This is a genomic window from Ramlibacter algicola (assembly GCF_016641735.1).
In the GTDB taxonomy this organism is placed as follows: Bacteria; Pseudomonadota; Gammaproteobacteria; order Burkholderiales; family Burkholderiaceae_C; genus Ramlibacter; species Ramlibacter algicola.
Genome location: NZ_JAEDAO010000001.1, coordinates 4,049,268 through 4,074,938, shown reverse-complemented (window position 1 = coordinate 4,074,938; position 25,671 = coordinate 4,049,268). Strand labels below are relative to the sequence as shown.

The 25,671-nt window shown below is 70.0% G+C and carries 29 protein-coding genes; 27 read left to right on the top strand and 2 right to left on the bottom strand.

Annotated features, from left to right (window positions below; genetic code table 11):
* Positions 1-123 precede the first annotated feature (123 nt).
* The 3 genes from I8E28_RS20015 to I8E28_RS20005 all read left to right on the top strand — a co-directional run bounded on the left by I8E28_RS20015 (position 124) and on the right by I8E28_RS20005 (position 3,367).
* A complete protein-coding gene (locus I8E28_RS20015; RefSeq protein WP_200789980.1) occupies positions 124-1,542 on the top strand; it encodes an MFS transporter in 1,419 nt (472 codons plus the stop codon).
* 105 nt (positions 1,543-1,647) lie between these two features.
* Complete coding sequence (locus I8E28_RS20010; RefSeq protein WP_200789979.1) at positions 1,648-2,616, top strand: NADP-dependent oxidoreductase; 969 nt, start codon at positions 1,648-1,650, stop codon at positions 2,614-2,616.
* Positions 2,617-2,635: 19 nt separating this feature from the next.
* Positions 2,636-3,367: an alpha/beta fold hydrolase gene (locus tag I8E28_RS20005; protein ID WP_200789978.1), complete on the top strand. Its 732-nt coding sequence runs from the start codon at positions 2,636-2,638 to the stop codon at positions 3,365-3,367.
* 5 nt (positions 3,368-3,372) lie between these two features.
* Here the strand turns inward: I8E28_RS20005 and I8E28_RS20000 are convergent, their stop codons facing one another.
* Positions 3,373-3,918 carry a TetR/AcrR family transcriptional regulator gene (locus I8E28_RS20000; RefSeq protein ID WP_338050810.1) on the bottom strand — a complete coding sequence of 182 codons (546 nt, stop codon included), beginning with the start codon at positions 3,916-3,918 and terminating at the stop codon, positions 3,373-3,375.
* A gap of 125 nt (positions 3,919-4,043) precedes the next feature.
* Between I8E28_RS20000 and I8E28_RS19995 the strand changes: the two genes are divergently transcribed.
* The 23 genes from I8E28_RS19995 to I8E28_RS19885 all read left to right on the top strand — a co-directional run bounded on the left by I8E28_RS19995 (position 4,044) and on the right by I8E28_RS19885 (position 24,702).
* Positions 4,044-5,246, top strand: coding sequence for an MFS transporter (locus tag I8E28_RS19995; protein ID WP_200789977.1), 1,203 nt, complete (start codon positions 4,044-4,046; stop codon positions 5,244-5,246).
* Between the two features lie 157 nt (positions 5,247-5,403).
* Positions 5,404-6,582 carry a PAS domain-containing sensor histidine kinase gene (locus I8E28_RS19990; RefSeq protein WP_200789976.1) on the top strand — a complete coding sequence of 393 codons (1,179 nt, stop codon included), beginning with the start codon at positions 5,404-5,406 and terminating at the stop codon, positions 6,580-6,582.
* Positions 6,583-6,603: 21 nt separating this feature from the next.
* A complete protein-coding gene (locus I8E28_RS19985; protein ID WP_200789975.1) occupies positions 6,604-6,861 on the top strand; it encodes a hypothetical protein in 258 nt (85 codons plus the stop codon).
* Between the two features lie 86 nt (positions 6,862-6,947).
* Positions 6,948-7,205, top strand: coding sequence for a cupin domain-containing protein (locus I8E28_RS19980; protein ID WP_200789974.1), 258 nt, complete (start codon positions 6,948-6,950; stop codon positions 7,203-7,205).
* Between the two features lie 223 nt (positions 7,206-7,428).
* Positions 7,429-7,881: a hypothetical protein gene (locus I8E28_RS19975; RefSeq protein ID WP_200789973.1), complete on the top strand. Its 453-nt coding sequence runs from the start codon at positions 7,429-7,431 to the stop codon at positions 7,879-7,881.
* Between the two features lie 211 nt (positions 7,882-8,092).
* Positions 8,093-9,322, top strand: a complete 1,230-nt coding sequence (locus tag I8E28_RS19970; protein WP_200789972.1) for an EAL domain-containing response regulator — start codon at positions 8,093-8,095, stop codon at positions 9,320-9,322.
* A gap of 92 nt (positions 9,323-9,414) precedes the next feature.
* Positions 9,415-9,885, top strand: a complete 471-nt coding sequence (locus I8E28_RS19965; RefSeq protein ID WP_200789971.1) for a hypothetical protein — start codon at positions 9,415-9,417, stop codon at positions 9,883-9,885.
* Between the two features lie 22 nt (positions 9,886-9,907).
* Entirely contained in the window at positions 9,908-10,363 is a 456-nt protein-coding gene (locus I8E28_RS19960; protein WP_239027274.1) for a chemotaxis protein CheW, read from the top strand.
* A complete protein-coding gene (locus I8E28_RS19955) occupies positions 10,363-11,682 on the top strand; it encodes a CheR family methyltransferase (RefSeq protein ID WP_200789970.1) in 1,320 nt (439 codons plus the stop codon). The genes I8E28_RS19960 and I8E28_RS19955 overlap by 1 nt, the downstream gene beginning before the upstream one ends.
* Positions 11,679-12,221, top strand: a complete 543-nt coding sequence (locus tag I8E28_RS19950) for a chemotaxis protein CheW (RefSeq protein ID WP_200789969.1) — start codon at positions 11,679-11,681, stop codon at positions 12,219-12,221. Before I8E28_RS19955 ends, I8E28_RS19950 begins: the two co-directional genes overlap by 4 nt.
* A gap of 25 nt (positions 12,222-12,246) precedes the next feature.
* Positions 12,247-13,974: a methyl-accepting chemotaxis protein gene (locus tag I8E28_RS19945; protein WP_200789968.1), complete on the top strand. Its 1,728-nt coding sequence runs from the start codon at positions 12,247-12,249 to the stop codon at positions 13,972-13,974.
* 12 nt (positions 13,975-13,986) lie between these two features.
* Positions 13,987-16,125, top strand: coding sequence for a hybrid sensor histidine kinase/response regulator (locus I8E28_RS19940; RefSeq protein WP_200789967.1), 2,139 nt, complete (start codon positions 13,987-13,989; stop codon positions 16,123-16,125).
* Positions 16,122-17,216 (top strand): chemotaxis-specific protein-glutamate methyltransferase CheB, encoded by a 1,095-nt coding sequence (gene cheB, locus I8E28_RS19935; RefSeq protein ID WP_338050809.1) that lies wholly within the window; start codon positions 16,122-16,124, stop codon positions 17,214-17,216. The genes I8E28_RS19940 and cheB overlap by 4 nt, the downstream gene beginning before the upstream one ends.
* 10 nt (positions 17,217-17,226) lie before the next feature.
* Positions 17,227-19,857, top strand: coding sequence for a response regulator (locus I8E28_RS19930; protein WP_200789966.1), 2,631 nt, complete (start codon positions 17,227-17,229; stop codon positions 19,855-19,857).
* Complete coding sequence (locus I8E28_RS19925; RefSeq protein ID WP_200789965.1) at positions 19,854-20,495, top strand: response regulator transcription factor; 642 nt, start codon at positions 19,854-19,856, stop codon at positions 20,493-20,495. Before I8E28_RS19930 ends, I8E28_RS19925 begins: the two co-directional genes overlap by 4 nt.
* A gap of 129 nt (positions 20,496-20,624) precedes the next feature.
* Complete coding sequence (locus I8E28_RS19920; RefSeq protein WP_200789964.1) at positions 20,625-21,260, top strand: hypothetical protein; 636 nt, start codon at positions 20,625-20,627, stop codon at positions 21,258-21,260.
* A gap of 182 nt (positions 21,261-21,442) precedes the next feature.
* Positions 21,443-22,093 carry a hypothetical protein gene (locus I8E28_RS19915; protein WP_200789963.1) on the top strand — a complete coding sequence of 217 codons (651 nt, stop codon included), beginning with the start codon at positions 21,443-21,445 and terminating at the stop codon, positions 22,091-22,093.
* A gap of 19 nt (positions 22,094-22,112) precedes the next feature.
* Complete coding sequence (locus tag I8E28_RS19910; protein WP_200789962.1) at positions 22,113-22,373, top strand: hypothetical protein; 261 nt, start codon at positions 22,113-22,115, stop codon at positions 22,371-22,373.
* A gap of 149 nt (positions 22,374-22,522) precedes the next feature.
* On the top strand, positions 22,523-22,954 hold the full coding sequence (locus tag I8E28_RS19905; protein WP_200789961.1) for a hypothetical protein: 432 nt from the start codon (positions 22,523-22,525) through the stop codon (positions 22,952-22,954).
* Between the two features lie 114 nt (positions 22,955-23,068).
* A complete protein-coding gene (locus I8E28_RS19900; protein WP_200789960.1) occupies positions 23,069-23,407 on the top strand; it encodes a YciI family protein in 339 nt (112 codons plus the stop codon).
* A gap of 10 nt (positions 23,408-23,417) precedes the next feature.
* The gene (locus tag I8E28_RS19895; RefSeq protein ID WP_200789959.1) at positions 23,418-24,251 is read left to right on the top strand and encodes an isocitrate lyase/PEP mutase family protein; all 834 of its coding nucleotides are present in this window, start codon (positions 23,418-23,420) and stop codon (positions 24,249-24,251) included.
* A gap of 5 nt (positions 24,252-24,256) precedes the next feature.
* The gene (locus I8E28_RS19890) at positions 24,257-24,532 is read left to right on the top strand and encodes a DUF2164 domain-containing protein (RefSeq protein WP_200789958.1); all 276 of its coding nucleotides are present in this window, start codon (positions 24,257-24,259) and stop codon (positions 24,530-24,532) included.
* Positions 24,529-24,702 (top strand): VOC family protein, encoded by a 174-nt coding sequence (locus tag I8E28_RS19885; RefSeq protein WP_200789957.1) that lies wholly within the window; start codon positions 24,529-24,531, stop codon positions 24,700-24,702. The genes I8E28_RS19890 and I8E28_RS19885 overlap by 4 nt, the downstream gene beginning before the upstream one ends.
* Positions 24,703-24,817: 115 nt before the next feature.
* Here the strand turns inward: I8E28_RS19885 and I8E28_RS19880 are convergent, their stop codons facing one another.
* Complete coding sequence (locus I8E28_RS19880) at positions 24,818-25,216, bottom strand: PIN domain-containing protein (RefSeq protein ID WP_200789956.1); 399 nt, start codon at positions 25,214-25,216, stop codon at positions 24,818-24,820.
* Positions 25,217-25,273: 57 nt separating this feature from the next.
* Between I8E28_RS19880 and I8E28_RS19875 the strand changes: the two genes are divergently transcribed.
* The gene (locus I8E28_RS19875; protein WP_200789955.1) at positions 25,274-25,651 is read left to right on the top strand and encodes a VOC family protein; all 378 of its coding nucleotides are present in this window, start codon (positions 25,274-25,276) and stop codon (positions 25,649-25,651) included.
* Positions 25,652-25,671 lie beyond the last annotated feature (20 nt).

The following is a 25,671-nucleotide window of genomic DNA, read 5'->3' as shown; positions in this document are numbered from 1 at the left end:
GCCGCCCGGATGGTAGTGGCCCGCGGGCGCCCACGAGCCATTCCATTCGCGAAGACGTCCTCTTCGCACGCCCATGACCTCCGACGTCATGGCTTTCTGCGTCCCGCGCCGTAGATTGCCGCCATGACTTCTCCAACGACTTGCCTCGGCGCCGCCGGCGGCACCCCCGCGCGCACGCCGCCGGGCCTGCCGCTGCTCGTGATGCTCAGCGGGACCTTCCTGGTGGTCCTCGACTTCTTCATCGTGAACGTTGCGCTCCCCTCGATCCAGCAGGAATTGCAGGCGACCAATTCCGAATTGCAATGGGTCGTGGCCGGATACGGCCTGGCGACCGCCACCGGGCTGGTCGCAGGCGGGCGGCTCGGGGACATGTTCGGCCGCCGGCGGATGTTCATGGTGGGCCTCTTCCTGTTCACGCTGGCGTCGCTGGGTTGCGGCCTGGCACCGACCGCAACCGTGCTCGTCGCAGCGCGGGTGGCACAAGGCCTCGCCGCTGCCGTCCTGCAGCCCCAGGTGCTCGCGATGCTGTCCACCACGTACACCGGCGCCGCCCGCGCCCGGTCGTTCGCAGCGTATGGAATCGTGCTCGGTGTCGCGGCCACGTTGGGCCAGCTGGCCGGAGGAGCACTCATCGCGGCCGACTGGGGCGGGCTCGGTTGGCGCAGCTGCTTCCTGGTCAACGTGCCCGTGGGGTTGGCCGCGCTGGCCGCCGCGCCGCGGACGTTGGCGCGCATGGCCGGCCACCCCGGCGCCCGCAGCCTCGACATCGCAGGCATGCTGTTGATCGCGGCCAGCGCCGTCGGCCTCGTGTATCCGCTGGTCGAAGGCCACGCGGGTGGCTGGCCCGCCTGGACGTTCATCGTCCTCGGGCTCTCGTTCGCGCTGCTCGTGCTGTTCTCCGCGCAGCAGAAATGGCGTGAGGCGCGTGGTCGCGACCCGCTCGTGCCCGGCGTCCTCCTTGCCAACGGAAGGTTCCTCGCGGGGCTGGCCACGGCACTGGCGTTTTACGCCGGCAATGCTTCGCTGTACTTCGTCGTCGCCCTCCACCTGCAACAGGAGCGCGGCCTGTCGCCGCTCGCATCGGGCCTCGTCTTCAGCGTGCTCGCCGCGGGTTTCTTCGCGACATCGATGGCGGCACCCAAGCTTGCCCGTCGCTTCGGACGGGCTCCGATCGCCGAGGGCGCGGCGCTCCTCGCGGCGGCGCACCTGCTGCAGTGCCTCAACCTCGTGGCGGGCCGTGAAGCGGGCGCGCTCTTCGGCCTGGCGTTGCTCGCCGTGCAGGGCGCGGGAGTGGGCGCCGTGATGGCGCCGCTGTCGGCCGCCGTGCTGGCGCCGGTGCCGGCGCAGCATGTGGGGGTTGCTTCGGGGCTGTTCGCCACCGTGCAGCAGATCGGCAATGCGCTCGGCGTCGCGCTCATCGGCCTCCTGTTCTTCGGACTGCCGCAGCACGGCATAGAAGCCGCCTCGCTGTACCTCGCGGGTTCAGCCGCCCTGGTCGCGGTTCTTTCCTGGCGGTCTCGAGCCAAGCCGGTCCGCGGATAGTCCAGCGGACCACAGGGGCATCGCGCCGTCCACGGCAAGCCGAAGGACAGATCGGTATCTTCCATCGCTACAGATTTGTAGCGACCAAGAAAAGGACGAATCCCGATGACCGAACCCGTCCAGCCATCGATGGCTGCCATGCAACTGCGCGAGTGGGGCGGTCCGCTCGAACTCGCACGCATCCCACGCCGGCAACCGCTCCCCACCGAGGTGCTGGTGCGGGTGCACGCCGCCGGCGTCAATCCCGTGGACGTGTTCACTTGCGAGGGGCGCGCCTACAACCGGGCCCTGGCGCTCCCCCACGTCCCCGGCTGGGACGTCTCCGGCGTGGTCGAGGCGGTCGGCTACGGCGTCACGCGGTTCAGGAAGGGCGACGCGGTGTTCGGGATGCCCTGGTTCCCGCGCGAGGGCGGTGCGTATGCGCAGTACGTCACTGCGCCGGCGCGGCATTTCGCACACAAGCCGGCGCAGGTCACCCACGCCGAGGCCGCGGCGCTGCCGCTGGCCGGGTTGACCGCCTGGCAGATGCTGGTGGAGGTCGCGGACGTGCAACCCGGCATGCGGGTGCTGATCAGCGGCGCTGCCGGGGGCGTGGGCCATCTCGCCGTGCAAGTGGCCAAGGCCTTGGGTGCATCCGTCACGGCCACGGGACGGCCGGAGAAACATGGCTTCCTGCGGCAGCTGGGTGCGGACCGGCTCGTCGACTACACGGCGGCGCCGGTGGCCGACCAGGTGTCCGGCATGGACGTCGTGATCGAACTGGTGGGCGGTGACACCTGCATGGCGATGCTCCGCACCATGCGGCCCGGCGGGCTGCTGGTCAGCGCGCAGGCCGCCTGGGCTCCCGGCTTGCAGGAAGCCGCGACGGCGATGGGCGTGCGTGCCAGCGCTTTTCTCGTCGAACCCAGCGGCAGCGGGCTCGATGCGATCGCGAAGCTGGTGCGCGACGGTCGATTGATGCCGCATGTCGATGCCGTCCTGCCGCTGGCCCAGGCGGCCGAAGCGCATGCACGCGTGGCGCAGCGCCACACCACGGGCAAGCTGGTCCTGGTGCCGGCCGGCACCGACGAATGAACAGGAAGGAATCGCTCCCATGACATCTGCCGTTGTCCTCGTCCACGGTGCCTGGCACGGAGGCTGGTGCTGGGACAAGGTGCGCCCCCGCCTCGAGGCGGCCGGCCATCGCGTGCTGGCGCCCAGCCTCACCGGCCTGGGTGACCGCGAGCACCTTCGCCACCCCATCCCCAGCCTGGACACGCACGTCGCGGACATCGTGGACCTGGTGGAATCCGAGGACCTTCACGGCGTCGTCCTCGTCGGCCACTCGTATGGCGGCATGGTGATCACCGGCGCGGCCGACGCACTGCGCGATCGCGTCCGCCACCTGGTCTACCTGGACGCCGCGGTGCCGGCGGATGGCCAGACGTTCGCTTCGTTCGTGCCGGGGATCACGCCAGAAGACGTGGCCCGGCGCGAGGCGGCGTTCCGCTCGATGGCACCCGACGGAGCCTGGCTCCCGCCCATTTCCCCAGCCATGGTGGGCGTGAGCGACCCCGAAGACGTCGCCTGGCTGCAGCGCTGCCTGCGGCCCCATCCGCTGCGCACCTGGCTGGACCCGCTTCGCCTGCCGCATGGCGGGCATGCCGGCCTGCCCAAGACGTACGTCCTGGCGACGAACCCGCCGACGACCGCGATGGGCTATCCGCGCGTGGCCGAGATCGCCCGTGGTGGCGAATGGACCCCCCGCGAGATCGACTGCGGCCACGACATGATGGTGGTGGCCCCCGAGCGGACGGCGTCGCTCATTGCGGAGGCCGCGGCATGAAGGAGCTACTTCGCCGGCAGGGCCGTGTCGATGGCCGCCTGGGCGGCGCGCTGCAACACCTTGGCCGGACCGTTCTTGCCCAGGGCTTCGCTGCCTGCGAAGGCGCCGTCGATCATCAGGACCAGCTGGTCTGCCAGCAGTGCAGCGTCGGCGGCGCCGGCCGCCATGCACAGCGACAGCAGCCGACGCCGCAGGGTCCGCTTGTTGCGCGCCACCTTGTCGCGGACAGCATGCGACGGGTCCGGAAACTCCGCCGCCGCGTTCAGGAACGCGCAGCCACGCGACTCCGCGCCGCCGATGTAGCGGGAGATCCACCGGATCTGCGCGAGCAATTCCTCGCGCGGCTGTCCGACGTAGCGCTCGGCCGTGGCTTCCCACTGCGTCCAGAACTCCTCGTCGCGCGAGTCCAGGACGGCAAGCACGAGGTCGTCCTTGGTCGGAAACCAGCGATACAGGGTCGTCTTGGCCACGCCGGATGCAGCAACCACCGCATCGACACCGACGGCGCGAAAGCCTTCGCGGTAGAAAAGGTCGCGCGCCGTCGCGAACACCTTGTCCCGCGCGGAGTCCTCACCTCGGGCAGGCGCTCGGTTGGCTCGGGGGGAAGGGGCTGCAGGCACGCGGGGATCCTCGATGGCCTGCCCATGGTACAGACCGGTAGCGAGGGAGGCCGTGCATGAGCGCAACCCCCAACGCCGCCGCAGGGTTGAAATCCACGCGGTGGGCCCTCCTGTTCGGTAATTTCGTCATGGGTGCCGGCCTGCAGGTCGCGGCAGGCACGCTGCAGGACCTGGCGCGCTCGCTGCAGGTGACCGTGGCCAGCGCGGGCCAGCTCATCTCGATCGGCGCGGTCGTCGTGTGCGTGGCGGCGCCGCTGGCCACGTGGCTCGCACGTGGGCGGGACATGCGCGGCCTGCTCACCGTGGCCCTGCTGTGGTTCGGCATCGGCCACGCCGCCTGTGCGGTCGCCACATCCTTCCTGCCGCTGGCCGTGGCGCGCGCCCTGTCCATGCTGGCGGCTGCGCTGTTCACGCCCCAGGCTGCAGCCGCCATCGCAGTCATGAGCCCTCCGAAGGAGCGGGCCTCGGCCATTGCCTTCATCTTCATCGGCTGGTCGGCCTCCGCCGTCATCTGCGCGCCGGTGAGCAGCTACGTGGGGGAAGTGCTGGGCTGGCCATTCGCGTTCGGCCTGGTGGCAGCCTTGGCGTTGCTGGCCGCGGCCGTGCTCTGGCGGAGCATGCCTCCGGGCGTCACGACGCCGCCCGTGTCGGTCGCCACATGGAAGGCGGCGCTGCGCGAGCCGGCGCTGGTGGCCGTCGTGCTGGTCACCGCACTTCAAGGCGCGGGGCAGTTCACGGTCCTCTCGTACTTCCTGCCGTTCTGCAAGCAGGTGCTGGGCGCCACCGCTGCACAGGTGAGCCTGGCCTACCTGTGGTTCGGGGTGCTCGGCGTCACAGGCAATGTGCTGCTGGTGCGACTGATCGGCCGACTGGGGCCGGTGCGCAGCGTGAACGCGGTCCTGTGCTCGATGGCGGTGAGCCTGGTGGCCTGGCCCCTCGTCATCACGGTGCCGGCGCTGCTGCTGCTCGTGGTGCCATGGGCCTTGGCCAGCTTCGCGAGCAACTCCGCCCAGCAGGCGCGCCTGGGGCACCTGGCGCCGCAGCTGACGCCGGCGCTGATGGCGATGAACACTTCGGCGATCTACCTGGGCCAGGCAGCGGGCGCGGCGGGCGGTGGAGCGCTGCTGGCGTCCCACGGCATGGGCGCGCTCAGCTGGGCCGGGCTGGCGTGGATGCTGGTGGCCCTGGCACTGAGTGCGTGGGCCGGACGGCGATTGCAAGTGCACGGGCCTCGCAGCGCGACGGGAGCGATCGTCTAGCGGGCGACCCGGCACGGCGGGGTCGCCTGGCGGCTGGTCGCGCAGCGCCAGGGTCATCCCCCAAACGGGGGATGACGACGAATGGCACGAGTCAGGCGCGCGAGCTCAGAATCGCGAAGCTCCGCCTGTACATCGATGGTTCCAGCCAGGAGTCCGAATGTCGCCAGAGGACGAGAACGTTGGTTCCAGCGAGACTGCTGATCGCAAGCCTCCCCGTCGCTCGCTGGCGCGGCACCTCTCCGAGCTCCAGCTCCTGCTCGACCAGGCGCCCAGCTTCCTCGCATTGACCCAAGGCCGCGAGCACGTCGTCGCCATCACCAATGCGGCTTACCTGAACCTGGTCGGCCGCCCGCGTGAAGATCTCGTCGGCAAGCGCATCGTCGAGGCCGTCCCCGAGCTCAAGGAACAAGGGATCGAACAGCTGCTGGACGCCGTCCTCGACTCCGGCCTGCAGCGCACGGGGGCCGCCGTGAAGATCCAGTTCTGCGACGCGTCGACCGGTGCGATCACCGAGCGAAGGGTCGATTTCATCCTCCAGCCGATCTTCGACGCAACCAGCCAGACCGTGGGGATCTTCATGCAGGGTCTGGACGTCACGGACCGCGAGCTGGCGCTCGAAGCCCTGCGCCAGGCAGACCGCAACAAGGACGACTTCCTGGCGGTGCTCGCCCACGAGATGTTGAACCCGCTGTCCGCGAGCAGGGTGGCCCTCCAGCTGCTCGCGTCGACGCTGACCGAGGCAGGGCCGCACACGACCCGGGTGCTGGGCCTCCTCCAGCGGCAATACGAATTCCTGGCCGCCCTGGTCGAGGATCTGCTCGACGTGTCGAGGATCAAGCTTGGCAAGGTGTCCCTGACGATCGAGGACGTCGTGCTGCAGGAGGTCGTGAACACCGCGATCGAGACGGCGCGGCATCGGCTGGACTCCGGTTCCCACGACCTGAAAGTCGTGGCGCCTCCGCACGCAGTCACGGTCCGGGCCGACCGTCATCGGCTCGTCCAGGTGCTGACGAACCTGTTGATCAATGCAGCCAAGTTCACGCCACCCCGAGGCACCGTCTCGATCGAATTGGTGCAGGGATCGGACGAGGCGCAAATCACCGTCACTGACAACGGGGCAGGAATGACGGCAGAGCAGGCGGCGCGTGCGTTCGACCTGTTCCAGCAGTACTCGGGCCAGCCGGCCAAAGGTGGCGGATTGGGAATCGGCCTGGCTTTGGTGCGGCAGCTGGTGGAACTGCAAGGCGGGGCCGTGCGCGCCCACAGCCCTGGGCCGTCGCAGGGGACGTCCATCACCGTCAGTTTCCCCCGAGCACACCAGGCCGCCAGCAAGTAGTTCGCCGGAGACGAGGACCAGATGCCTGAGAAGCGGGACCACGGCAGCTTCGACAAATGGCGGGAGGCCCAACGGCAGTTGCACGCCTTGGAGCGACAGGTCCGGGACTTCGAGCGCGAACACAAGTCCCGCCGCGGACCGCAGGTGCCTGAGCGGCTTGTTGCACGTTTGCAGGAGTTGCGCCTCGAAGTGGATTCGCTCTTCCCCGCGGCCATGAAGGAGCTCGAGGAACGGGTCAGCGAAGTGAAGTCGCGTCGTCCGAAACTCGGTGAGCTGTGACCCACGGGCACTGCGATGCAGCCACGCGCAGGCCAGCATCGCAGTGCCACTACAGTGCGTGCATCAGACCCAACGGGAACTTCAAGATGATCCTCCGGAAGAACCAGGTGCCCGCCGAGCGCGCGGAGCGGGAAACCTTCGGTGTCTCGGACACCGTCCGGCTGTCAGCAGCGGGAGGCCTGTCGCAGTACGGCGCTTACGTGCAGGTCCTTCATCCCGGTGCCCGCTCGTCCAACAACCACTGGCACGAGAACGAAGACGAATTCCTCTACGTGCTGTCGGGCGAGGTGACCGTCACCGAGCAGGGCCACCCGGAAGTCCTGCACCAGGGCGACGCCGCGTGATGGCCGGCGGGCGTGCCCAGTGCCCATCATGTTTCGAACCAGTCCGACGAGCCTTGCTCCTACCTGATCGTCGGCACGCGCGTCGACCAGGACGTTTGCCACTACCCGGACACCGGCAGAACCTTGCACAGGACCGGCAAGGATTGGCGCCTTCTCGAGGCCGATGGGCGCGTGTTCAAGACGGGTTCGTTCTGATCGCGAACGGCTGACGGCAATCCGAGCCATGCCCGCCCCCAACGTCGACCAGTATCCCCAGCCCGAGCACAACGATTCGGGCAGCGTGGAAGCTGCACTGGAAGCACTCCGGAACGCCGGCGATGAATCGTCTGCCGTGGACGCAGGCGATGCACTCCTCTGGGCGGTCGGCGACAACCACGCCTGCACGTTCCATCCCGTCGTGCTGGCGGTTCTGCCTGAGGTCGAAAACGTGCTGGCAAACGGCGGGTATTGGGCACAGCGCGCCGCCATCGAAGCGCTCATCGACCTGGGCGGACCGTTCGCTCCGGCGGACGGGTACGAGACGTACCACGGCAGCTCCGTCCGGGATGCGCTCAGGACGTTCATCCACTCGCTGCGTGGACGGATTGCGCCGCTCGCCATCGGGGAGGATCCGCGCGCAAGGAGTGCGGCCGATCTGCTGGAACTGATCGAAGACCAATCCGACCAGTCTTCATGAACCCCGCGCAGTAGACCGTTCGTTCCCGGCGCACGTCGCGCGATACGAACAACAGCTTCCTCCAGGCCCGCACCCGACACCCACGCGCGCGAGCATTCGCACTTTCGGGGTAAGTAGTGCCACGCTTCCGGCGCGCTGCGATGCGCGTCATGCTCGGCAGTGCCAACGATCCGGCTCTGAAGAAGCTGGACGGACAACGGGGGAGAAGTGAATGCCGTGCAGCGAACTGCGCTTCCTGGTCGTGGAAGACCACGAGTTCCAGCGGGCTGCCATGCAGCGCCTGCTGCTGTCGCTGGGGGCGGAGGCGGTCCATGTCGCCGAGGACGGCCACACTGCGCTGCGGGTCCTCACCGACCCTGACCGTCCCGTCGACATCGTCATCAGCGACCTGTCCATGCCCGGCATGGACGGCATGGAACTGGTGCGGCACCTGGGCGAAAGCGGCTCCAAGGTATCGCTGATCCTCGCCAGCGCACTCGACCCCGCGCTGCTCTCGTCGATCGCCAACATGGCCCTGGCCTACAAGGTGCGGCTGCTCGGGGTCATGGGCAAGCCTGCGTCCGCGGCCAAGATCATGCCGATGGTCGAGGCGCACCGCATCGGCATCAGCGGGCGCCCGGAGGCGGAAGACAGCTTCCCGCTCGAGACCATCGCGGCCAGCTGGGCCAACAACGACTTCGAGCCGTGGTTCGAGCCGCTCGTGGATTTCCAGACGCGCAAGGTCTGCGGCCTGCATGCCGTCCCGCGTTGGCGGCATCCGGAGCGCGGCTTGCTGGACGACCATGTCTTCCTGCCCTCCATCCAGGCGCGCGGCCTGATGGAGGACTTCGCCTGGCTCATGCTGCAGAAGAGCGTGGCGCGGTGCCGGCACTGGCGTGCGCGCGGGCTGGAGGCGTTCGTCTCCGTGCCCCTGCTCTTCGAATCCTGGGCCGACGTGACGCTGGCCAACCGGGTGCGGCAGTCCATCCGGCAAGCGGACGTCGAGCCGCGGCACGTCGTGCTCGGGTTGCCGGAACCGGCCGTCGACACCGACGCGGCCCGGTCGCTGGAGAACCTGGCTCGCCTGCGCGTGGACGGCTTCGGCCTGGCCCTGGACAACTTCGGCGGCGGGCCGCTGCAGGTCGACCGGCTGGCCCTGGTGGCCTTCACGCACCTGCGCGTCGGGCCGCAGTTCGTGCGCAACGTCGACCGCGACGACACGGCCCGCGCCGGGCTCGCGGTCGCGCTCGACCTGGCGGCCCAGCTGCGGCTGAACGTGGTCGCGACCGGCATCGAGCGCGACGACGAATGGCTGCTGCTTCGTGATTGGGGCTGCAACGTCGGCCAAGGTCCGGGCATCTCGCCGGCCTTGCCGGGCGATGCCCTGCTGGAATGGACGCGAAAGTGGAATTCGACGGCCTTCCTCGCGCTGGACCGGCACCGGGAGCGGTTCGGTGAGTGACCACCCCATGCAATGCGGCGTAGGCAAACGACCTAGGCCGCCGCATTCCTTCGACCTAGAGGCAGCGCGGCACCGGCTCCCACACTGGGTGCATGCGAATCTCATCCCTCTTGGCCGCGACGATGTTGGTGATCAGCGCCGCGCTGGTGGCGCCCGTGCACGCCGGCCAGGGGACGAGCGCCACGCTGTCGGTCAACGCCGTCGTGGCCCGCCACGCGCAACTGCGGTTCGCGCAGCCGGCGTCCATCTCGGTGACCGAATCGGACATTGCGCGCGGCTTCGTGGAGGTCGAACAGCCTGTCGACATGGTCGTGCGCAGCAACGACCGCAGCGGCTACACGGTGGCGTTCCAGTGCCATTGCGTGTCGGTGCGCGAGGCGCAGGTCGAGGGGCTCGGGCAGCTGCTGAAAGTGGGCGGCGCGGGTGCATCCGCCAATCGCCCCGCGGCGAACGCCGGCATGTGGCAGGACCACGTCCAGCTGCGTTTCCGCTTCGTGCTCGGCCCGGACGCGTCGGCCGGCCAATACGACTGGCCGCTCCAGGTCTCGCTGATCCCGGGTTGAGGCGCGCTGTGCCTGGGGCGCGATGAACGGCGCCCTGCAGGTGGTCGTGTTCAGCGTGGACGGCCAGCGCCACGCGTTGCGCGTGGACGCGATGCAGCGGGTCACGCCCGCGGCGCAGGTGACGCCGCTGCCCGGCGCGCCCGCCGCCGTCCTCGGCGCCATCGACGTCGGCGGCGCGCTGCTGCCCGTGTTCTCGCTGCGCCGGCACCTGGGACTGGCCGATCGGGCGCTGCGGCTGTCGGACGTGTTCCTGATCGCCCGCACCACGAAGCGCTCCGTCGCCCTGCTGGTCGATGAGGTCGAGGCGGTCCGCATGGCGCCTGCGCCGGTGGTGGACGTCGCCACGCTCGCCCCTGGGGTGCGTGGCGTGGACAGCGTGGTCCGGCTGGACGACGGCCTGCTCCTGATCCACGACCTGGAGCGTTTCCTGACCGACGACGAAGAGCGCGCCCTCGAGGCGGCGCTGCGCGAGCCATGATGAACAACGACAGCGTCGCCCCGGCGCAGTGGGCGCACGTCAGCGACGCGGTGGCACAGCACATCGGGCTGCACTTCCCGCCGGAGCGCTACGACGACCTCGCGCGCGGCGTGCGCCACGCCGCGCAGGACCTCGGCCTGCCCGACACGGCGGCATGCATCCGCACCTTGACCCGGTCGCGGATGGACGTGACGCAGCAGCAGGTGCTGGCGCGCCACCTCACCATCGGCGAAACCTACTTCCTGCGTGACCCGCACCTGCTCGACGCGCTGTCGCGGCGGGTGCTTCCCGACCTGGTCCGGCGCCGCCGCGGGCGCGACCAGCGGCTGCGGCTCTGGAGCGCCGGCTGCGCGAGCGGCGAGGAGGCCTATTCGCTCGCGATCCTGCTGCACCAGCTGCTGCCGGACATCGCCGACTGGCGCGTCACGATCACGGCTACCGACATCAATCCGGCCGCGCTGGAGAAGGCCGCCGCCGGCGTCTACGGCGAGTGGTCGTTCCGCAACGTGCCTGCGTCGGTCAAGCAGTCCTGGTTCGAGCAGCGCCCGGGTGGCCGCTACGTGGTCTCGCCGGCCCTGCGCAAGCTCGTGAACTTCGAGTTCCTGAACCTCGTCGCCGACGAGTTCCCGCCGCGGGGGAGCGAGACCAGTGCGATGGACGTGATCTTCTGCCGCAACGTGCTGATGTACTTCACGCCGCCGCAGGTCGCGCGCGCAGTGGCCAGGTTGCACGGCTCGCTGGTGCACGGCGGCTGGCTGGCCGTCAGCCCGAGCGAAACCTCGCAGGACCTCTTCGCGGCGTTCTCCACGGTGAACTACCCGGGGGCGATCCTGTACCGCAAGAGCGCGGACGCGGCGAAGACGCTGCCCACCGCGCCGCTGGCCGCGCACGTTGCTGCGGCCCCGGTGCAAGCGGCGCCGCCGAGCGCCGCGCGACACGCGCGCTCCCTTGCCGACGAGGGCCGGCTCGCCGAGGCGCTGGCCTGGTGCGAGCGCTGGGTCGCCGCCGACAAGCTCGACCCCGCGGCGCACTACCTGCTCGCCATGGTGCTGGCCGAGCAGGGCGCGCATGAAGGCGCGCGGGCGTCGTTGCGCCGGGCCGTCTTCCTGGAGCCCGGCTTCGTGCTGGCGCATTTCGCCCTCGGCAACATCGCGCGCCAGGAGGGGCGCGGCATCGACGCCGCGCGCCATTTCGCCACCGTGCAGCGGCTGCTGGACAGCCACCAGCCCGGCGACCTGCTGCCGCATGGAGACGGCCTGAATGCCGGCCGGCTCGCGCACATCGTGCGGTCCATGCCGGCAGGAAGGGACACGTCGTGAAGCAGCGCGCGACCACCGCCGCCAACGACCTGGCCAGCGTCCTCCACGCGCGCGCCCTCGCGCTGGCGCAGCGCGAGGAGCCTGTGCAGCATGGCGTGAGCATCGAACTGCTCGAATTCCGGCTCGCCCGCGACCGTTACGCGATCGAGACGCGCCACGTGCAGGAAGTGCTGCCGCTCGGCGATTTGACGCCGGTTCCCTGCACGCCGTCCTTCGTCGCCGGCGTGGCCAACGTCCGCGGCCGCATCACGACGGTGATCGACATCCGCAAGTTCTTCGGCCTGCCCGCGCAAGGCCTTGCGGACGTGCACCACGCCGTGCTCGTGCGCAGCGGCGATCTCGAACTGGGCGTGCTGGCGGGTGCGATCGCCGGCGTGCGCACCGAGCAGCGCGGGCACCTGCAGCCCGCGGTGCTGCCGCCCGACGGCGTGTCGGGCGACTACGTGATGGGCATGGCGGCCGACCGGCTGCTCGTGCTGGACCTGCCGCGGATGCTGGCCGATCCGCGAATGATCGTGAACGAGGAAGTGAACCCATGAAGAACCACCAACGAGGGACGGTCGCATGAAGTGGAACGTCGGAACCAAGATCGCCACCGGCTTCGGGCTGTCGCTGGTCATCTTCATGCTGGTCGGCGCGGCCTCCTACTTCGCCACCTCTGAGCTGATCCAGGCCTCCAACCTGCGCAAGCACTCGTACCTGCTGCTCGAGGAGCTCGACCGCGTGCTGCCCTTGCTGCGCGAGGCGGAGCTGGGAAGCCGCAGCTACTACCTGACCGAGGAACAAGGCTTCCTGGAGGAGTCGCGTGCCGCCGCGGAACGCCTGCCGGGCGTGCTGCAGCGCGTGCGCGCGGCCACGCTCGACAACCCGCGGCAGCAGCAGCGCCTGGATGCGCTGGAGCCGCTGGTGCGCACCCGGCTCGACCACGTGCGCAACACCTCGAAGCTGTTCGGCACCGAGGGCCTGAAAGGCACGATGCAGCGGATCAAGTCCGGCCAGAGCCTCACGGTCGATGGCGACATCGCGCGCCTGGTCGGCGAGATGCAGGCCGAGGGGCGCGCGCTGCTGAAGGAACGCGTGGAGGAAGCGGACACCAACGGCGAGAACGCCCGCCGCACCATCGTGCTCGGCACGGGGGCGGCGCTGGCGCTGGCGCTGCTGGCGGGATTCCTGATCACCCGCAACATCTCCGTGCCGCTGCAGCAGTTGACGGCCTGCGCCGAGCGCATCAAGGCCGGCGACATCCGCGTCGACGTTCCCGCGAAGGACCGCAGCGACGAGGTCGGCGCGCTGGCGCTGGCCTTCGGCCAGATGACGCACTACCTGCGCGAGATCGCGAACGCCGCGGAGCAGATGGCCGCCGGCGACCTGCGCACCACCATCAACGCGCAATCTGCCGACGACCTGCTGGGCATCGCTTTCCAGCGCATGAGCGCCACCTTGCGGCAGCAGATCGGCGACATCGTCGAAGCCGCCAACGTGCTGGGCGCATCGGCCAGCGAGATCGTCGCCTCGACGGCCCAGTTGGCCGCCAGCGCCAGCCAGTCGGCGGCCGCTGTGGCCGAGACGACGGCCACGGTGGAGGAGGTGCGGCAGACCGCGGAACTCGCGAGCCAGAAGGCGCGGCACGTGTCCGACACCGCGCAGAAGGCGGTGCAGGGATCGCACGATGGGCGCAAGTCGGCGGACGACGTCGGCGCCGGCATGACCCGCATCCGCCAGCAGATGGACGCCATCGCCACCAGCATGGCCGGCCTGTCGGAGCACAACCAGACCATCGGCCAGATCATCGCCACGGTGGAAGACCTCGCGGTCCAGTCCAACCTGTTGGCCGTCAACGCCGCCATCGAGGCGGCGAAGGCCGGCGAGCACGGCAAGGGCTTCGGCGTGGTGGCGCAGGAGGTGCGCAGCCTGGCGGCGCAATCGCGGCAGGCCACCGGCGAGGTGCGCGCCATCCTCGGCGACATCCAGGCCGCTGCCGTGCAGGCGGTGACCGCGACGCAGCAGGGCGGGCAGGCCGTCGAGGCCGGCAGCCGCCAGACCGAGATCGCCAGCGACGCGATCCAGGCGCTGGCCGGCAGCGTGGGCGAAGCGGCTCAGGCCGCGACGCAGATCGCCGCGTCGAGCCAGCAGCAGCTGGTCGGCGTCGACCAGGTGGCCGCCGCGATGGAGAGCATCAAGCAGGCGAGCAGCCAGAACATGGTGAGCGCGCGCCAGCTGGAAACCGCTGCGCGCAACCTGAACGAGACGGGGCAGCGGCTGCAGCGGATCGTCGCCGGCTACAGCCTGTAGACGCCCCCTGGCATGAGCTCCACGGATGACTTCCTCCAGCAGCTGCGCGCGACCTTCCGCGTGGAGGCCGAGGAGCACCTGCACGTCATCTCCACCGGCCTGCTGCAGCTGGAACGCGGTGGCGCGCCCGCGCAGCGCCATGCCATCGTGGAGGATGTGTTCCGCGCGGCGCACAGCCTCAAGGGCGCCGCACGCGCGGTGGAGTTGCGCGACGTCGAATCGGTGTGCCAGGCGCTGGAAGACATCTTCGCGGCCTGGAAGCGGCGCGAGAGCGAGCCGACACCTGCCGTGCTGGACCAGCTGCATTCGCGGGTGACGCGCGCGGCGGCGCTGGTCGGTGCGCCGGGTTATGCAACGACGCAGCCGCAGCGCACGCACGCGGTCGTCCCCGCATTCGCGCCCGCGGCGCCTGCACCGGCGCAACCGCAGCCGTCGGCCGGCGCGATGCCCGAGGCCGCGCCCGGCGCGGCGACGGTGCGCGTGGGCGTCGACGCCCTCGACGCCCGCCTGCTCGAGGCGGAGGAAATGCTGGCGGTGAAGCTTGGAGCCGGCCAGCGCGTGGCGGACTTGCGCGGGCTGGCGCAGCGCGTGCAGGCCTGGCGCCGCGAGTCCGCCGCCGCGGGCGGCGAGACACGGGAGCGCTTGCAGGCCCTGGAGCGCCAGGTCACCGGCCTGGTCCGCGTGGCGGAGCAGGAGCGCACCGCCGTCGGCAAGCTGGTCGACGAGCTGGTGGCCAATTCGAAGAAGCTGCTGCAGCTGCCGTTCTCCACCATCGCGGCGCCGCTGCCCGCGCTGGTGCGCAACCTGTGCCGCGAACAGGGCAAGGAAGCGGACCTGCAGGTCGAGGGCGAGGACATCGTGCTGGACAAGCAGGTCCTCGACACGCTGAAGGATCCGCTGATCCACCTGCTGCGCAACTGCGTCGACCATGGCATCGAAGCGCCGGCCGAGCGCGTGCGGCACGGCAAGCCGGCGCGCGCGCAGGTGCGCCTGGCGCTGCAGCAGCTGGCGGGCAGCAAGGTGCAGATCACGCTCGGCGACGATGGCGCCGGCATCGACACGGCGAAGGTGAAGGCGTCGGCCGTGAAGCACGGCGCGGCCACCGGCGCGGAAGTGGCCGCACTGACCGACGCGCAGGCGCAGGCCCTCATCTTCCGGTCCGGCGTGTCCACCAGCCCGATGCTCACCGAGTTGTCCGGACGCGGCCTTGGCCTGGCCATCGTGCAGGAAAGGGCGGTCCGGCTCGGCGGCGACGTGGCGGTGGAAAGCCGACCCGGGGCGGGCACCACCTTTCGCATCGTCGTGCCGGCGATGCGGGCCACGTTCCGCGGCATCCTGGTGCAAGCGGCGGGACGGATGCTCGTGCTGCCGACGCCGCACGTCGAACGCGCCACGATCGCGCGCGGCGACGCCATCCGCACTGTCGAAGGCCGCGACACGATCGCGCTGGACGGCCGCGTGCTGCCGGTGGTGCGGCTGGCGCACTTGCTGGAGTTGCCGGACACGCAGCCCACCGGTGCTGCCGCAAGAGGCACGCCGCTGGTGATCGCGGGCAGCGGCGACGAGCGCGTGGCCTTCGCCGTCGACGAGGTGCTGGACGAACAGGAGTTCCTGGCCAAGCCGCTGCTGCCACCGCTGGTGCGCGTGCGCAACGTGGCTTCCGCGACCGTGCTGCCGACCGGCGGCATCGCATTCATCCTGCACGTGGGTGACCTGCTGCATTCGGCGCGCCGTGCGCCGCCGCGCCCGGTCGAGGCGCGCGACGCGCCCGCTCCGTCGTCGACTCCGAGGCCATCCATCCTGGTGGCCGAGGACTCCATCACCTCGCGCATGCTGATCAAGGGCATCCTGGAAAGCGCGGGCTATCGCGTGACCACCGCGCTGGACGGGCTGGACGCCTTCAACCGCCTGCGGGCCGAAGCCTTCGACCTCGTCGTGTCCGACGTGGAAATGCCGCGCCTGAACGGCTTCGACCTCACCGCGCGCATCCGCGGCGACCGCAAGCTCGCCGAGCTGCCGGTGGTGCTGGTGACGGCGCTGGACAGCCGCGAGCACCGCGAGCGCGGCGTCGACGTCGGCGCCAACGCCTACATCGTCAAGAGCAGCTTCGACCAGAGCACCCTGCTCGAAGCCGTGGGGCGGCTGCTGTGACCGATGCATCGGCCATGAAGGACTCGGGGCGCGCAGCCATCAAGGTGCTGGTGGCGGAGGACTCCAGCGTCGCGCGCCTGCTGCTGGTGCGCCTGCTGCAGTCCGACCCCCGCATCGATGTGGTCGGCGCCGTGAGCGACGGCGACGCGGCGTTGCAGTTCGTGCAGCAGGCCAAGCCCGACGTCGTCCTGATGGACATCCACATGCCACGGATGGACGGGTTCGAGGCCACGCGGCGGATCATGGAAAGCCAGCCGCTGCCGATCGTGGTGTGCAGCGCGGTCAGCAACACCCGGGACGCCGCGATCGCCTTTCGCGCCCTCGAGGCGGGCGCCATCGCCTGCATCGAGAAGCCGCTGGCCCAGGACGACCCGCAGTTCGCCGCCAAGGTGGCCCACCTCCTGGAAACGGTGCGGCTCATGTCGGAGGTGAAGGTGGTGCGCCGCCGGCCGCGGCCGCACGCGGGCGCCGGTCCGGAGTCGCTCGCGACGAAACCGCCCAACGGGAGCTGCGCGACCGCGCCGCGCATCGTGGGCATCGGCGCCTCCACCGGCGGGCCGCCGGTGCTGCAGACCATCCTGGGCGGCCTGCCGAGATCCTTCCCGCTGCCGGTGCTGGTGGTGCAGCACATCGCGCCGGGGTTCCTCGCGGGCATGGTGGCGTGGCTGGCGGAAACCACCGGCCTGCAGGTGCGCATCGCCTCCTACGGCATCGAGCCGCTGCCGGGCCACGTCTACCTCGCGCCCGACGACTTCCACATGGGCATCGGCGCGCACGGCCGCATCGTCCTCAGTCGCGAGCGGCCGGAGAACCACGTGCGCCCCGCCGTGTCGTTCCTGTTCCGCAGCCTGGCCGAGCACTGCGGGCCGGCCGCCGTGGGCGTGTTGCTCACCGGCATGGGCCACGACGGCGCCCGGGAACTGAAGGCCATGAACGACCGCGGCGCGGCGACCATCGCCCAGGACCAGGGCAGCTCGGTCGTGCACGGCATGCCGGGCTCGGCCATCGCGCTGAATGCCGCCGCGCAGATCCTGCCCCCCGAGCGCATCGCCGACGCGCTGGTCGCGCTCGCCCACCCCGTCCCCGGCTGATGGAGCCATCGTGACCCCGCAGACGCCCCCCCCGGCGAACACGCCGCTGAAGATCCTGGTTGCCGAAGACAGCCGCACGCAGGCCGAGCGCCTGCAGCACCTGCTGCGGCAGCAGGACTACGAGGTCGCGATCGCTGCCAACGGGCGGCTGGCGCTGGAGATGCTGCCGGCGTTCCGGCCCGACCTCGTGATCAGCGACGTGAACATGCCGGAGGTCGATGGCTACGAGCTGTCGCGCCGCATGAAGGCGCTGCCGGACTTCCACGACGTGCCCGTGATCCTGGTGACGACGATGTCGGACCCGCAGGACGTGATCCGCGGGCTGGAGTGCGGCGCGGACAACTTCGTGCTCAAGCCCTACGACGAGCGCTACATGCTGGGCCGGGTCCGCTACGTGCTGGCCAACCGCGAGATGCGGCGGCCCGACGACCCGGGGATGGGCGTGGGGATCTTCTTCAACGGCCAGCGGCACTTCATCACCGCCGACCGGCTGCAGATCCTGAACCTGCTGCTGTCCACGTATGAAGCCGCGATCCAGCGCAACCGCGAACTCACCGAAAGCAAGGAATCGCTGGAGCAACGCTCGGCGGAGATCGCGCTGGCCAACCGCTTCCTCGACCAGGTGATCGAGAACATCCCGCACATGATCTTCGTGAAGGATGCGCACGACCTGAGCTTCATCCGGGTCAACCGCGCGTTCGAGGAAGTGACCGGCCTGTCGAAGGAACGGGCCGTCGGCAAGAACGTCGACGACTTCTTCCCGCCGGAGCAAGCGGCCTTCTTCAAGGCCCGCGACCGCGAGGTGCTGGTGACGGGAACCATCGGGTCCTTCGACGAACCGGTCCAGACGGCGCACCGCGGGCTGCGCACGCTGCACACGCGCAAGCTGGCCATCTACGACGAACTCGAGCAGCCGCGCTTCGTGCTGGGCATCTCGGAGGACGTGACCGACAAGAAGGAGCGCGAGGCGGAGATCCTGCGGCTGAACGCGGCACTGGAGCGGCGCACGGCGGAAGCCGACGCGGCCAACCGCGCCAAGGGCACGTTTCTGGCCACCATGAGCCACGAGATCCGCACGCCCATGAACGGCATGCTGGGCATGCTGGAGCTGCTCAGCCTCACGCGGCTGGACGAGGAGCAGCGCGCGACGCTGGAGGTCATCCGGGCCTCGAGTGCGTCGCTGCTGCGCATCGTGGACGACGTGCTGGACTTCTCGAAGATCGAAGCGGGCCAGATGGAGATCCGCCCGGAGCCGGGCTCGATCGCGCAGGTGCTGAAGGACGTCGAACGCATGCACGCGCCGGCGGCCGCCGGCAGGGGGCTGAAGATCGGCAGCTCCGTGGATCCCGGCATCAGCCCCGTGCTGCGGGTTGACATCCTGCGGCTGCGGCAGATCCTGGACAACTTCGTCAGCAACGCCCTCAAGTTCACCACCGAAGGCTCGGTGGAGATCGTCGCGCAGGGCCTGGGCCGGCAGGAGGGCCGCGAGCGCATCCGCTTCCAGGTGCGCGACACGGGCATCGGCATCTCGCCGGAGAACCAGCGCCGGCTGTTCCAGCCCTTCAGCCAGGGCGATGCGGAGGCGGCGCGGCGCGCAGGCGGCACCGGACTGGGCCTGACGATCTGCCGGCGGCTCGCGCAGATGATGGGCGGCTCCGTCGACATGGCGTCGGAGCTCGGGCGAGGGACGACAATGACGCTGGACCTGGCGTTCGAGCTGGTGGACGAACCAGCGCAGGAGCCGGTCGCGGCCGATGAGGGCGCAGCGACGATCCGCCCGCGCCGCGCGCGCGACGCGGCACAGGCCGAGCGCGAGGGCACGCTGGTGCTGCTGGTGGACGACCACCCGACCAACCGCATGCTGCTGCAGCGGCAGCTGAACACGCTCGGCTATGCCGCCGACACGGCCGAAGACGGGCACCAGGCCTTTCGCATGTGGCAGTCGGGCCGCTACTGCATCGTCATCACGGACTGCGAAATGCCGGGCATGGACGGGTACGAGCTGGCCCGCGCCATCCGGGCCGAGGAGCATGCGCGAGGCGCGCCGCGAACGCCGGTGCTGGCCTGCACCGCGCATGCGCTCGCCGGCGAGGTCGACAAGTGCCTGGCCGCCGGCATGGACGATTGCCTGGTCAAGCCGGTCGACTTGCGCTCGATGCACCAGCGGCTGCAGCGCTGGCTGCCGCTGCCCGGGGAGGACGCGGCCGACGCCGTCGATCCCGCCAGGGACAGTGACACCCCGTTGGACTTGACGCTGGTGCGGGACACCTGGGGCCATGACCCGGGGACGGTGCGCGAAATCCTGCGCTTCTTCCAGCGCGCCAACAACGACGACACGGTGATGCTGCGCCGTGCGGTGGGCGCGCGCGACGTGACGCTGGCCGCGCGGGCCAGCCACCGCATGCTGGGGTCCAGCAAGATGGTGGGCGCGCACGACTTCGCCGGCGCCTGCGAACGGATCCACGGCGCCGCCCGCGCCGGCGTGTGGGAGGCCGTCGACGCCGTGATGCCGCAGTTCGAGCACGAGTGCACGCGCCTGAACGCGTACATCGACTCGCAGTCCACGCAGGAGCCAGGAGTGACCATCGCAGAAACGCCCCCGGGCGAGGAGTCCCCAGGCGCCGGAGGACGCGCCGCATGATGCCCGCCAGCCAGGCCATCCGGGTGGTGCTCGCCGACGACCACGAGCTCGTGCGGTCCGGCATCCGCTCCCTGCTGTCGCAGATGAAGGACGTGGAGGTCGTCGCCGAGGCCAGCGACGGTGCCGAACTGCTGCAGCTTCTGGAATCGGTCCAGCCCGACGTGGTGATCACCGACATCGACATGCCGGGCATGGACGGCATCACGGCCGTGCGCCGGATCCGGGAGCGCTATCCCAGGCTGCACGTGATCATGCTATCCATGACCAACTCGATCGAGGACGTGAAGCGCGCGGTGGCCAACGGTGCCAGCGGTTTCGTGCGCAAGGACGCGCCGCGGTTCGACCTGGAGATGGCCCTGCACAACGTGATGGCGACCGGCACCTATTTCGGCCGGGGCGTCGCCGAGCGCCTGCTGCAGCCGGCCGAGCCCACGGTGGAAGAGCTGCTGACCCCGCGCCAGATCGAGATCCTGACGATGCTGGCGAGCGGCAAGTCGTCGAAGGAGATCGGCTTCGAACTGGACCTGAGCTCCAAGACGGTCGACGTCCACCGCACGCGGATCATGGAGCGCCTGGACCTGAAGGACGTGGCCAGCCTCACGCTGTATGCCGTGCGCAAGAGGCTGGTGAAGCCCTGACCGCCGGAGCTGCGGCGGCGGCCATCCATCGGGGACTCGATGGATTCCTCGCACGGCCCCTGCGGCAATTGACCTAGGGCCGCGCCGGCGCCGCATGGTGTCATCACTCATCCAAGGAGTGAGGCAACCATGATCCGTGTGGAAGAGAAGAGTTCGCTGCTCGACGAGTTCTCCGGCCAGGTGCAGCGCCATTTCCCCGCCAGCGTGTGGCGCAGCCTGTTCGAGGACGGCACCGGCCATGCGCAGTTCGGCACCGCCGCGCGGACCATCGTGGCCATCGAATGCGAGCAAGCCGGCCCGACGACCCGGACCAGCCTCGTGGCCGCGGTGAACCAGGCCGCCCGCGTGCACGGCGGCCGGATCGATCCCTGCGCCGGAGAGTTCATCCTGGTCAGCTGCCCCACGACGAGTGGCGCGCTGGGCATCGCGCTCGCCGTGCAACGGACGGCGCGGACGCGCCTGCGCATGGGCATCGTCACGGGCCGCTGCACGGTGGCGCGCGCGCACGTGGACGGGCAGGACTTCCTGGTGCTGCTCGGCAAGGAACGCGCCCGGGCCGAGAAGCTGGCCGGCGCGGCGCCGGCAGGCACCGTGCAGATCGATCCCGACGCCTTCGTGGCGGCGGGTGGCTACATCGACGAGGCCCTGGGCAGCTGCGTGGTCATTGCCGAATACGACGGCGACGTCCTCAGGGATGTCACCCTGACGGTGCCCCCCGACAGTTCCGCGGAATTCAGCACGTTTGCGGGGCTGGGGCTGACCTGAAGGGGAACGACAAGTCGTGGGGTGAGGTGCACGTTCAAGCCAGCACGTGTTGCGAAGCATCCAACACGACGCTCGAGATCTTGCGTCGGCTGCGACAATCCGTCGCCGGGCCGTGACCACGGATCCGCACGACAAGAAGACGAGGACGGGCAATGCTGGTTTGGGGATCGAAAAGCGGGGTCATGGACCTGGGGCCGCAAGGCAGCAAGCCGTGCCCGGCTTGCGAGAGGGAACGCGGCTTCCGGCTGGTGCTGCAATACAAGGTCAGCCACCTCTGGTACGTGTTCAAGTGGCTGTCGGACAAGCAGTACGGGCTGGTCTGCGAGGTCTGCAATCGCGGCGAGAAGCTCGCGACGCAGGCGGTCGAGGCGAAGCTGGGGAAGCCGAAGATTCCGGCCTCCTCCTCGAAGGCCTGGATCTTCGTGGTCGCTGGCATCGCCTGCATGATCGTTTTCGGCCTGGTGGCGGGCTTGCGCAACGGCGAACAGTACGACGCCTACCTGGCTTCCCCGCAGAAGGGCGACCTCTATCTCGCCAATCTCTCCTCGCTGCTGAAGCGGCCGCAGTCGCTGGAGATGTACGGCGTCCTGCGGGTGCGCCGCGTGGACGGCGACCGCGTGGAGTTCGACACGCCCTCGGTGGCCTACGACAAGATGTCGCGGGCCCAGAGTGACATGCGTGGCGGCCAGCTCACCGATGCCACGTACTTCGAAGGCGACCCGCTGGCCCTTCCCCGCAGCGAAGTGGCCGCCTTGCACAAGCATGGCGTGGTCCGTTCCGTCGAGCGGCCGATGAAGCCGGACCTCACCGGCGCGGGCCAGGCGAAGCCCTGACCGCGCCGCGACGCGCCCGATGAAGTTCGCCGACACCGCCTGGAGCCGCGAGCATCGCTTCAGCATCGGGCGGGAACTCGAGTCGGGTCGGTACTACCTGTCGATCCCGGTCGCGAACCGCCTGTGCGACTACGAGGAGTACTACGCGATCGACCGGTCGCTGCACGACGGCTATCCCGGCAACCTGCCCGAACTGGTGGCATTCGCGGACCGTTGCCGTGGCCGGCTGTGCGATGACCTCCTGCTGGTGCCAGCCGGACCGGATCGCGGTGTCGGCTGACCGAAGACAAGACGCTGCCCGCGACGCCATTCAGGTTTTCTTTGCGGCCGCCCACGTCCTGACGGTACGATCACCGTCGTGGTTCGCCTTCCGCATGCACTGATGGCCGTCGTGGCGCCTCGTTCACCCCGTCCACGAAAGCCCGCGCCGTGATTCGCGCGCGGTCGCTGACCCTCCTGCTCCTGGGCCTGTGCACGGCCTTCGCGTGTGGCGCCGCCACCATCACCCGGATGCGCGAAGCGCCCAAGCCGCGGCCGGCGCAACTGCTGCTGTACGACTTCGGCTACGCCTCCCCCTTTGCGGTCACGGTCGGCTACTACGCCGGCCGCAAGGAATGCGGCGCCGCCAAGGCGCATCGCGTGCTGGGCATCGAGGTGGCCGACTTCGGCGAAGGGGCCGGCCGTGCGACGTTCTGCCTGGACCTGGAAGGCCAGGTCTGGAACGTCGCCCTGAGCCAGGTCGAGGACGTGTCCTCGGAAGTCGGCCGCGCGGCCATCGTCGCCATCACGTACCGCACCGAGCTCGGCCCGCGCCTCCTCAAGGTCCGCGTGACGCCCTGGGGCGCCTCGATCGAGCCCTAGGCCGCTGCGCGGACATCGTCTCGATGAGCCTGCGGTTTGACGCCGTGGCGGCGGCGACGAGAATGGCCGCATGAACCATGCAACGCCGAACGACGGCGACGTGCACAGGCTGCCATGGCGAAATACCTGATCTCCTTCCCCGCCGCCGCGATGGTCGTCCCCGAGGGCGATTGGGACGCGGTGGTGCGTGACTCGCACGCCGTGATCGAGCAGGCCAAGGCGGCCGGCGTGTACGTGTTCGGCGGCGGCATCGACGCCGGCGTGCCACCGGTGCTGGTCGCGGCCGACGGTCGCGTCACGGACGGCGGCTATCGGGCGCCGCCGCTGGATGGCGGCTTCACCGTGCTGGAACTGCCGTCGCGCGAGCAAGCCGTGGATTGGGCCGCACGTTTGGCGAAAGCCTGCCGCTGCAGCCAGGAGTTGCGCGTGTTCGGCTTCGACCCGCAGTCTTGAGGGAGCTCCCATGACCGATACCCCCAGCATCGCCGCGCGGCGGCAAGCGTTCCGGCACCTGCACGCGTCCGGCTGCTTCGTGATCCCGAACCCGTGGGACGCCGGCAGCGCGCGCTACCTCGAGCAGCTGGGCTTCCAGGCGCTCGCGACGACGAGTTCGGGATCGGCCTGGGCGCAGGCCAAGGCGGATGGGCAGGTGGAAGTCGGCGAGGTGCTCGCGCACCTCCGCGAGATGGTTGTGGCGACGCGGCTGCCGATCAACGCCGATTTCGAAGCGGGCTACGCGCCGGACCCCGCCGGCGTGATGCGCAACGTTCGGCTGGCCATCGAGACCGGCGTCGCCGGCCTGTCGATCGAGGACTCGACGGGCGATGCCGATGCGCCACTGCGTGACATCCCGGTGGCGGTCGAGCGCATGCGCGCCGCGCGGCGCGCGATCGACGAAGCCGGTGGTGACACGCTGCTGGTCGGCCGCGCCGAGAACTTCTTCGTCGGCCGTCCCGACCTCGCCGACACCATCCGGCGCCTGCAGGCGTACGCGGAAGCCGGCGCGGATTGCCTCTACGCCCCCGGCATTCGCACGCGCGAGCAGATCGAGGCCGTGGTGCGCGCGGTCGCGCCCAGGCCGGTGAACCTGCTGATCGGCGCCACGTCCGACTTCACGGTCGCCGACGTCGCGGCCATGGGCGTGCGCCGCATCAGCGTCGGCGGCGCGCTGGCTCGCGCTGCGTGGGGCGGTTTCATGAACGCCGCGCGGCTGATCGCCGAGGAGGGCCGCTTCGACGGCTTCTCGCAAGCCGCCTCGGGCGTCGAATTGAACGCGCTGTTCCGGCAGGAACGCTGATCGCCATGGCCATCGAACTCACCAAGGAAGCCCGCGCGCAGGCCGTCGCCTCCATCGAGCGCTACTTCCGCGAGAACATGGACGAGCCGATCGGCAACGTCGCCGCCGGCGGCCTGCTGGGCTTCTTCCTCGAGGAGATCGGCCCGGCCATCTACAACAAGGCGGTGTTCGACGTGCAGGAACGCCTGCAGGCGCGCGTCAGCGAACTGGACCTCGAGGTGCACGAGGACGAATTCCAGTACTGGCGCAAGGACGAGCGGTCGTCGAAAGGCAAGAAGTGACCGCGGCGAACCTGAAGGCGGTCGAACTGAAGGCGTTCGTGCCGGCGAAGGACTATGCATTGTCCAAGCGCTTCTATGCGGACCTCGGCTTCACCGAAGCGTGGCGCATGCGCGACTTCGTGCTCAGCGACCCGAGTGGCGTGCTCTGGCGCATCGCGCAGAACGTCTAGGTCCGAGCTTCGTGTGCAAGCGATGGATTCCCGCCTCCGCGGGAATGACAAGACTTCGTCGTCCCCGCGGAGGCGGGGACCCAGCGCTTCCGATCCCGCTTCTTCGCGAGACGCCTTACCCCAGCAGTGTGTCCATGTCCACGACGGGCACCACCCTGCACGCGGCCTGCGCCAGCGCCGCATCGCGGATGACCAATGCGTCGGCCTGCAATGTCGTGAGCGCCAGGTACTCGGCCACGAACGTGTCGGCCCAGTCCAGGTCTTGCGCGATGCGCCAGGCCGCGCGCTGCAGCACGCGGTCGCCCAGCAGGCGGATCTGCAGTCCGCGCAGGTAGTCGAGGCGGCGGTCGGCCTGCTGGCGATCGAGCGTGCCGCGCCGCACCTCGGTATAGAGTTGCGCCAGGACCTGCGACCGCAACAGCGTGGGCGCGAGCAAGCGGTGCTGGGGCGAGACGGCCGCCTCGCGCTCGGCCAGCGCCAGGGCCACGTCCGGTCCGATCACATACTTCGCCATGCGTCCTCCCGACGGCTCGACGAGCCGGCCGCCGCGGATGCTATCCCAGGAGACCCGATGTTCGACCACGTGAAAATCGGCTGCAGCGACTACGCGGCCAGCAAGGCATTCTTTCTCACCGCGCTCGCGCCGCTCGACGTCGCCGCCGTCGGCGAGGGGGCACCCAGCTACGGCATCGAGCTGGTCGCGAAAGGCGACGACGCGTCGCTGTGCCTGTTCCAGGGCCAAGGTCCCATCGCGCCGCTGCACCTCGCGTTCAAGGCGAAGACGCGCGAGCAGGTCGAGGCGTTCTACCGCGCGGCCCTCGCGGCCGGCGGCAAGGACAACGGCCCGCCCGGCCTGCGGCCGCAGTATTCGCCCCACTACTACGCCGCCTTCGTCATCGGCCCCGATGGGCACAACGTCGAGGCGGTGTGCCAGCGGAAGGACGCATGACCGGACGCGTCGCCTCGTGC

What these genes read in the sequence shown, in the direction of transcription:
- I8E28_RS19965 (WP_200789971.1), top strand. Translation starts at nt 9,415, where the DNA reads ATGCGAATCTCATCCCTCTTGGCCGCGACGATGTTGGTGATCAGCGCC.
- I8E28_RS19925 (WP_200789965.1), top strand. Translation starts at nt 19,854, where the DNA reads ATGATGCCCGCCAGCCAGGCCATCCGGGTGGTGCTCGCCGACGACCAC.
- I8E28_RS19990 (WP_200789976.1), top strand. Translation starts at nt 5,404, where the DNA reads ATGTCGCCAGAGGACGAGAACGTTGGTTCCAGCGAGACTGCTGATCGC.
- I8E28_RS19875 (WP_200789955.1), top strand. Translation starts at nt 25,274, where the DNA reads ATGTTCGACCACGTGAAAATCGGCTGCAGCGACTACGCGGCCAGCAAG.
- I8E28_RS19960 (WP_239027274.1), top strand. Translation starts at nt 9,908, where the DNA reads ATGAACGGCGCCCTGCAGGTGGTCGTGTTCAGCGTGGACGGCCAGCGC.
- I8E28_RS19945 (WP_200789968.1), top strand. Translation starts at nt 12,247, where the DNA reads ATGAAGTGGAACGTCGGAACCAAGATCGCCACCGGCTTCGGGCTGTCG.
- I8E28_RS19900 (WP_200789960.1), top strand. Translation starts at nt 23,069, where the DNA reads ATGGCGAAATACCTGATCTCCTTCCCCGCCGCCGCGATGGTCGTCCCC.
- I8E28_RS19955 (WP_200789970.1), top strand. Translation starts at nt 10,363, where the DNA reads ATGAACAACGACAGCGTCGCCCCGGCGCAGTGGGCGCACGTCAGCGAC.
- I8E28_RS19980 (WP_200789974.1), top strand. Translation starts at nt 6,948, where the DNA reads ATGATCCTCCGGAAGAACCAGGTGCCCGCCGAGCGCGCGGAGCGGGAA.
- I8E28_RS19920 (WP_200789964.1), top strand. Translation starts at nt 20,625, where the DNA reads ATGATCCGTGTGGAAGAGAAGAGTTCGCTGCTCGACGAGTTCTCCGGC.
- I8E28_RS19915 (WP_200789963.1), top strand. Translation starts at nt 21,443, where the DNA reads ATGGACCTGGGGCCGCAAGGCAGCAAGCCGTGCCCGGCTTGCGAGAGG.
- I8E28_RS20015 (WP_200789980.1), top strand. Translation starts at nt 124, where the DNA reads ATGACTTCTCCAACGACTTGCCTCGGCGCCGCCGGCGGCACCCCCGCG.
- I8E28_RS19890 (WP_200789958.1), top strand. Translation starts at nt 24,257, where the DNA reads ATGGCCATCGAACTCACCAAGGAAGCCCGCGCGCAGGCCGTCGCCTCC.
- I8E28_RS19975 (WP_200789973.1), top strand. Translation starts at nt 7,429, where the DNA reads ATGCCCGCCCCCAACGTCGACCAGTATCCCCAGCCCGAGCACAACGAT.
- I8E28_RS20010 (WP_200789979.1), top strand. Translation starts at nt 1,648, where the DNA reads ATGACCGAACCCGTCCAGCCATCGATGGCTGCCATGCAACTGCGCGAG.
- I8E28_RS19895 (WP_200789959.1), top strand. Translation starts at nt 23,418, where the DNA reads ATGACCGATACCCCCAGCATCGCCGCGCGGCGGCAAGCGTTCCGGCAC.
- I8E28_RS19910 (WP_200789962.1), top strand. Translation starts at nt 22,113, where the DNA reads ATGAAGTTCGCCGACACCGCCTGGAGCCGCGAGCATCGCTTCAGCATC.
- I8E28_RS20005 (WP_200789978.1), top strand. Translation starts at nt 2,636, where the DNA reads ATGACATCTGCCGTTGTCCTCGTCCACGGTGCCTGGCACGGAGGCTGG.
- I8E28_RS19970 (WP_200789972.1), top strand. Translation starts at nt 8,093, where the DNA reads ATGCCGTGCAGCGAACTGCGCTTCCTGGTCGTGGAAGACCACGAGTTC.
- I8E28_RS19985 (WP_200789975.1), top strand. Translation starts at nt 6,604, where the DNA reads ATGCCTGAGAAGCGGGACCACGGCAGCTTCGACAAATGGCGGGAGGCC.
- I8E28_RS19940 (WP_200789967.1), top strand. Translation starts at nt 13,987, where the DNA reads ATGAGCTCCACGGATGACTTCCTCCAGCAGCTGCGCGCGACCTTCCGC.
- I8E28_RS19880 (WP_200789956.1), bottom strand. Translation starts at nt 25,216, where the DNA reads ATGGCGAAGTATGTGATCGGACCGGACGTGGCCCTGGCGCTGGCCGAG.
- I8E28_RS19995 (WP_200789977.1), top strand. Translation starts at nt 4,044, where the DNA reads ATGAGCGCAACCCCCAACGCCGCCGCAGGGTTGAAATCCACGCGGTGG.